The organism is Haloferax sp. s1 (genome assembly GCF_058382125.1).
Genome location: NZ_JBZRPK010000444.1, coordinates 1 through 4,727 on the forward strand (window position 1 = coordinate 1; position 4,727 = coordinate 4,727).

At 62.9% G+C, this 4,727-nt stretch carries 7 protein-coding genes; 3 read left to right on the forward strand and 4 right to left on the reverse strand.

The window, feature by feature from the left end; genetic code table 11:
• The coding region (locus QT222_RS06320) for an AIR synthase-related protein (RefSeq protein ID WP_491476672.1) at nt 1–278 on the forward strand (278 nt) is incomplete at its 5' end.
• A gap of 117 nt (nt 279–395) precedes the next feature.
• Nucleotides 396–1,670 (forward strand): kynureninase, encoded by a 1,275-nt coding sequence (gene kynU / locus QT222_RS06325; protein ID WP_004059969.1) that lies wholly within the window; start codon nt 396–398, stop codon nt 1,668–1,670.
• Between the two features lie 82 nt (nt 1,671–1,752).
• Here kynU and QT222_RS06330 read toward each other — a convergent pair whose 3' ends face one another.
• From QT222_RS06330 to QT222_RS06345, 4 genes are all read right to left on the reverse strand, one after another.
• Complete coding sequence (locus QT222_RS06330) at nt 1,753–2,451, reverse strand: SDR family NAD(P)-dependent oxidoreductase (RefSeq protein ID WP_491476673.1); 699 nt, start codon at nt 2,449–2,451, stop codon at nt 1,753–1,755.
• 57 nt (nt 2,452–2,508) lie between these two features.
• Nucleotides 2,509–2,928, reverse strand: coding sequence for a desampylase (locus QT222_RS06335; protein ID WP_004059971.1), 420 nt, complete (start codon nt 2,926–2,928; stop codon nt 2,509–2,511).
• Entirely contained in the window at nt 2,915–3,484 is a 570-nt protein-coding gene (locus QT222_RS06340) for an NUDIX hydrolase (RefSeq protein WP_004059972.1), read from the reverse strand. Before QT222_RS06340 ends, QT222_RS06335 begins: the two co-directional genes overlap by 14 nt.
• A gap of 61 nt (nt 3,485–3,545) precedes the next feature.
• Complete coding sequence (locus tag QT222_RS06345; RefSeq protein ID WP_004059973.1) at nt 3,546–3,959, reverse strand: Lrp/AsnC family transcriptional regulator; 414 nt, start codon at nt 3,957–3,959, stop codon at nt 3,546–3,548.
• Between the two features lie 97 nt (nt 3,960–4,056).
• Between QT222_RS06345 and QT222_RS06350 the strand changes: the two genes are divergently transcribed.
• Nucleotides 4,057–4,727, forward strand: a 671-nt coding sequence (locus tag QT222_RS06350) for a carbamoyl-phosphate synthase domain-containing protein (RefSeq protein WP_491476674.1), incomplete at its 3' end; no start/stop codon positions are given.

The following is a 4,727-nucleotide window of genomic DNA, read 5'->3' on the forward strand; positions in this document are numbered from 1 at the left end:
CGAGTATTCCGTTCCGACCGGGCGTCCGCGACGTGTGCGAGTATCTCGATATCGACCCGTGGCGTTCGACCACCGCGGGGTCGCTCATCGTCGCGACCGACCCCGAGGTGACGGACGACGTAATCTCCGCGCTCAATGCCCGGGGAACTCCCGTCGGCGTCGCAGGAACCGTCGTCTCGGGCGAGGGTGTCGTCGTCGACGGCAAGCGCATCGACCACCCCGATGTGGACCCGTCGTGGGGTGCCTACGAACGCCTCGCCAACGAAGCAGAGAAGTAGCGTAGTCGCCCGGCATTCATCGATACGAGTGAACTCCTGTCAGCGCAAACGAATACGAAAAACACCACGCCGTATGGGTCGTGCAACTACTTATCATGTGCGCGCTTACCAAAGGTTATGAACGACGACGAGAGTGCCGTCGAAACCGCCCGTGAGAGGGACGCGGCGGACCCGCTTTCGGACCTCCGAGAGCGGTTCTACGTTCCGGACGGCGAACTGTACATGGACGGTAATTCGCTCGGTCTCTTCTCGGTCGACGCCGAGGACGCACTCGAACATGTCATCGACGAGTGGAGAGAGCTCGCTATCCGCGGGTGGACTGACGCCGACCCAGACTGGCACACCTACGGCGAGCGACTCGGCGAACGACTCGCACCCCTCGTCGGTGCCGACCCCGAGGAAGTCGTCGTCGCCAACTCCACGACGGTCAATATCCACACGCTCATCGGAACGTTCTACGACCCCGACCGCGGCGAGAAAATCGTCGTCGACGACCTCGACTTCCCGACCGACCACTACGCGATTCGGGCGCAACTCCGCCAGCACGGCCGCGACCCAGACGAGGCACTGCGTGTAGTCGAAAGCCGTGACGGCCGGACCATCGACATCGAAGACGTGCTCGCAGCTATCGACGACGACGTGGGCATGGTGTTTCTCCCCTCCGTGCTCTACCGGAGCGGCCAGTTGTTCGACATCCAGACCATCACCGAAGCGGCCCACGACGCTGGCGCACTCGCCGGGTTCGACCTCGCACACTCAATCGGGGCCGTCCCGCACCGACTCTCCGATATCGGCGTGGACTTCGCCGTCTGGTGTCACTACAAATATCTCAACGCCGGACCCGGCGCACTCGCCGGTCTCTACGTCAACGAGCGACATTTCGGCGTGACCCCCGCGCTGGCTGGCTGGTGGGGCAACGCCAGGGAAACGCAGTTCGACATGGCGCTGACGTACGACCCCGCCCACTCCGCCGCCGCGTTCCAGACCGGGACGATTTCGATTCTCGCCACCGCGCCGCTCGACGGCGCACTCGATATCGTCGAAGACGCCGGGGGCGTAGCCGCACTCCGCGAGAAATCGCTCGCGCTCACCGACTTCCTCATCGAACTCGTAGACGAGCACCTTCCCGAGTGCGAGGTCGGTACTCCTCGCGACCCGGCGGCCCGCGGCGGTCACGTCGCGGTCGAACATCCCGAAGCGTACCGCATCAGCCTCGCGCTGAAAGAACGCGGCGTCATCGTGGATTTCCGCCAGCCGGATGTCGTCCGCATCGCGCCCGTTCCGTCCTACGTCGGCTTCGAGGACGTGTACAGGACGGTGGAGCATCTGCGCGAAGTTCTGGACGAGAAGGAGTACGAGGAGTTCGAGAAACAGAGCGGCGGGGTGACGTGAAAGTCAGGCGATGGAGTTGGCGAGTGCGTACATGAACAATCGTCTGTTCGACACGAAGGGCGCTAAAACGATTCCACTTCCTCTACCAGTCGATAACTTCCTTATCGCGCCAGAATTTGCCCGACGGACTGCCCGCTTCGAATCTCGAAAGCCACGTGGGCGTCTCCGCCCCCTTCTCGACTGAACGGTCCGCTTCCTCGCCGCCCATGTCGGTTCGGACCCACCCCGGACAGACCGAGTTAGCGATGAGACCGTCGTCGCCGTACTGCCCGTCGAGGTAGACCGTGAGGCCGTTGAGACCGGTTTTCGAAATTCGATACGACGGCGAGCCACCGGACTGGCCCTCTTCGAGCGCGCCCATTCCGGAGGAGACGTTGACGACGCGGCCGCCCTCGCTTTGGAGGAGCAGCGGGACGGCGTGTTTACACATGAGCATCGGGCCGCGGAGGTTGACCGCGAGGGTACGGTCGATTCGTTCGGTCGGTTCCGCGACGATGTCGTCTCCTTCGCCGCCGATTCCGGCGTTGTTGACGAGGATGTCGAGTCGTCCTTGGTCGGCGAAAATGCCGTCGACCACGTCTTCGATGTCGCCCTCTTGGGTTACGTCGAGCAGGACGCGTTCAGTCCCGTCGGGCGTCTCGTTCGTGACGCTCCGCGACCCGGCGTAGACCGTCGCCCCGAGGTCGCGGAGATTCTCCGCAATCTTGCGGCCGATACCTCGGTTCGCGCCCGTGACGAGCGCAATCTGTCCGTCGAGGTCGTCGTAGACGGTGGGTTCCATAGGCGACACTGCGGACTCGGGGAGGATATTCTCACCGAAGCAGAGCGGCCGGGCCGCCTACTCCACGACGATAGCCAGTTCGCGGAACTCGTCGCCGGTCCACTCGTGAGCAGTGAAGCGACCATCCGGATTGCAGATGAGATAGACGTACCCCGGCCACGACGCCTGCTCTCGGTCGGTGGCGCTCGGAACCGGGTCTGTCTCGGGATGCGAGTGATAGAAGCCAACCACGTCGTTTCCCTCGGATTCGGCTTCGTCGAAGGCGGAAACGGTCTCTTCGGGGTCGAGTTCGTAGGCGACACGCGGCTCTTCGGCAACATTCGAGACGGGGAGGACGGCGGTGATTGTCGCCGCGTCGCGGTCGCCGACGAGGACGCCGCAGACCTCTTGCGGCGGGTCGCGGGCGGCCCCCTCGCGAGCGTGCGAGAGAATCGTCGTGGAGGTGGCTGCTTCGAGCGAGAGTTTATTCGAAGTCACGGCGCATCGCGATTTCGAACCACGGACAGAGACGCAGTTGGCGGTACCATTTGGGGTGGTCGTGAAGGTGCTCGTAGTCCACCCAGAGCATCCCCGCAATCTCGTCTTCGTCGGGGTCGAGGCTGGTGTCTTCGAGCGTGACCTTCAGGACGGCACAGACCTCCCATTCGAGACCGGAGTTGCCGTAGTAGCGCTTGTACTCGAACTTATCTGTCACGCGGAGGTCGGAGTACTGGTCGGGCGTGATACCGAGTTCCTCTTCGAGTCGCTCTTCGGTCGCCTCTTTCTGGGTCTGTCCCTGTACGGGATGGGAGGCAACAGTGCCGTCCCAGTGGGTGTCCCACAGGCGCTTGTTCGGCGCGCGTTGAGCGAGAAGCAGTTGGCCCTCCTCGTTGAACACGAGACACGTAAAGGCGCGGTGTCGGATGCCATCGCCCGTGTGGGCTTCGAGTCGATTGACGAGCCCTTCGGGGTTGTCGTCAGAGTCGACGGCGATAACGTCCTGTGCTGCGTTCTCGTGGAGTTCCGTGGCCTCACCGGCCTGTGCGTCGCTCATGTCCGTCTCGTCGGAGTCGGGGGTAAACTAAGCTTCGATGCGGAACGGCTCTCGGTGACGGTTAGCCGATGCGCTCGTCGAGAATCAGGCGCGTCTTCGTACTCTTTACGTCTTCGTGCTCGCGTGCGCGAGTGATGAGGTCGTTGACCGCTCGCGTGTCCGCCGCGTCGATGACGAGGACGATATCTTCCTCGCCGGAAACCTGCCAGACGAAGTCGACATCTTCCCACTCGGCCATCAAATCTGACACGTCGTTCGTGTCCACGTCGACCGCGACAGTCACCTCGACCATCGCCTTCAGGTTCCCCGTCCGGGTCGCAATCGTAAAGCGCTCGATGACGCCCTCCTCGACTAACCGTTCGACGCGGTTTCTGACGGTGCCTTCGGAGGTCCCGACCTCCGCCGCAATCTCCGTGTTCGGGGTCCGAGCGTCTCGTCGAAGGATATCGAGGATACGTCGGTCCAACTCGTCCATATCCCACGTGCCGACCCCAGCGACTTACCAATTACGAATTTCGTAACTCGGCTTCGAAAGTAACACTTATGCACCCGTGTTCCGTTCGTTTCTCGTAATGTCGGACGCCTATCTGGCCCTGGAAGACGGCCGCGTGGTCGAAGCGCGTGGTCGCGTTCCGGGACGCACACGCGGTGAACTGGTGTTCACAACCGCATACACTGGATACGAAGAGAGCTTGACTGACCCCTCGTACGAGGAACAGGTGCTCACCTTCTCGTACCCCCTCATCGGGAACTATGGCGTCCGAGCCGAGCGATTCGAGTCCGACCGGGTCCACCCTCGTGCCGCCGTTGCACGCGAGTTCACCGACGAAGTCGTCGAGTGGCTCGCCGAGGAGGACGTCCCGGCGGTTGACCATCTCGACACTCGCGACCTCGTCACGTCGATTCGCGAAGAGGGCGCGATGAAAGTCGGAATCGCCGTCGGCGAGGATGCGACCCCCGAGGATGCGAAAGAAGAGCTTTCGAAGTGTAAAGGCATGAGCGACCACGTCGATATCGGTGCGCAGGTCACGACGCCCGAACTGACGACGTTCGAAGGCGACGGCGATACGACGGTCGCACTCGTCGACTGCGGTGCGAAGCAGTCCATCGCCGACTCGCTCGTCGACCGCGGCGCGACGGTTCACGTCCTCCCCTACGACGCGACTGCCGAGGATGTATCCGAAAACGAACCCGACGTGCTGTTTATCTCGAACGGCCCCGGCGACCCGAAGAACTACACGGC

Coding starts and splice junctions, on each gene's coding strand:
- QT222_RS06345 (WP_004059973.1), bottom strand. CDS start 3,959: ATGGACGAGTTGGACCGACGTATCCTCGATATCCTTCGACGAGACGCT.
- QT222_RS06330 (WP_491476673.1), bottom strand. CDS start 2,451: ATGGAACCCACCGTCTACGACGACCTCGACGGACAGATTGCGCTCGTC.
- kynU (WP_004059969.1), top strand. CDS start 396: ATGAACGACGACGAGAGTGCCGTCGAAACCGCCCGTGAGAGGGACGCG.
- QT222_RS06340 (WP_004059972.1), bottom strand. CDS start 3,484: ATGAGCGACGCACAGGCCGGTGAGGCCACGGAACTCCACGAGAACGCA.